This window comes from Streptomyces morookaense, from assembly GCF_013030945.1.
Lineage (GTDB): Bacteria > Actinomycetota > Actinomycetes > Streptomycetales > Streptomycetaceae > Streptomyces > Streptomyces morookaensis.
This window is the reverse complement of sequence record NZ_JABBXF010000081.1, coordinates 1-1,522: the sequence shown is the minus strand read 5'-3', so window position 1 is coordinate 1,522 and position 1,522 is coordinate 1. Positions and strand designations below refer to the sequence as shown.

The 1,522-nt window shown below is 73.6% G+C and carries 1 protein-coding gene; it reads left to right on the top strand.

The features are described 5' to 3' along the window. On the top strand, window positions 1-1,522 hold a 1,522-nt coding region (locus HG542_RS28040; protein WP_171086238.1), incomplete at both ends, for a DEAD/DEAH box helicase.

The following is a 1,522-nucleotide window of genomic DNA, read 5'->3' as shown; positions in this document are numbered from 1 at the left end:
CGCGACCATCCCGGACGCCCTGGCCGGCAAGGACATCCTCGGCCGCGGCCGCACCGGCTCCGGCAAGACCCTCTCCTTCGGTCTGCCGCTGCTGTCCACCCTGGCCGGCGGCCACACCGAGAAGAAGCGCCCGCGCGGTCTGATCCTCACCCCGACCCGTGAGCTGGCGATGCAGGTCGCCGACGCCCTCCAGCCGTACGGCGACGTGCTCGGCCTGAAGATGAAGGTCGTCTGCGGAGGTACGTCCATGGGCAACCAGATCTACGCGCTGGAGCGCGGCGTCGACATCCTCGTCGCCACCCCGGGCCGCCTGCGCGACATCATCGACCGCGGCGCCGCCTCGCTCGACAAGGTCCAGGTCGCCGTCCTCGACGAGGCCGACCAGATGGCCGACATGGGCTTCCTGCCCGAGGTCACCGAGATCCTCGACCAGGTGCCGACCGGCGGCCAGCGCCTGCTGTTCTCCGCGACGCTGGAGAACGAGATCGACACGCTGGTCAAGCGCTACCTGGTCGACCCGGTCACGCACGAGGTCGACCCGTCGGCCGGTGCCGTCACCACCATGACCCACCACGTCCTCGTCGTGAAGCCGAAGGACAAGGCGCCGGTCACCGCCGCCATCGCCGCCCGCAAGGGCCGCACCATCATCTTCGTCCGCACCCAGATGGGCGCCGACCGCGTCGCCGAGCAGCTGCTCGACGCCGGTGTGCGCGCGGACGCGCTGCACGGCGGCATGACCCAGGGCGCGCGTACCCGCGTGCTGGAGGACTTCAAGGGCGGCCGTGTGAACGTCCTGGTCGCCACCGACGTCGCCGCCCGCGGCATCCACGTCGACGGCATCGACCTGGTCCTCAACGTCGACCCCGCCGGCGACCACAAGGACTACCTGCACCGCTCCGGCCGCACGGCCCGCGCCGGCCAGTCCGGCACGGTCGTCTCGCTGGCCCTGCCGCACCAGCGCCGCCAGATCTTCCGCCTGATGGAGGACGCGGGCGTCGACGCCTCGCGCCACATCGTCGGCGGTGCCGGCGCCTTCGACGAGGACGTCGCCAAGATCACGGGCGCCCGTTCCCTCACCGAGGTCCAGGCCGACTCCGCGGCCAACGCCGCCAAGCAGGCCGAGCGCGAGCTCGCCAACCTCAACCGCGAGCTGGAGCGCGCCCAGCGCCGCGCCACGGAGCTCCGCGAGGAGGCCGACCGTCTGCTGGCCCGCGCCGCCCGCGAGCGCGGCGAGGACCCGGAGGCCGCCGTCGCGGCCGCGGCCGAGGAGGCCGCTGCCGAGGCCGCCAAGGAGGAGGCCGCCGCCGCTGCCGTCCCGGAGCAGCGCCAGACGTCGTCCTTCGAGCGCCGCGACGAGCGGGGCAACTTCGAGCGCCGGTCGGGCGGTTTCCGCCGCGACGACCGTCGTGACGACCGCCGTGACGACCGTGGCGGCGACCGTGGTGGCTTCCGTCGCGACGACCGCCCCTCCGGCGGTTTCCGCCGCGATGACCGTCGTGACGACCGTCGCGACGACCGCGGT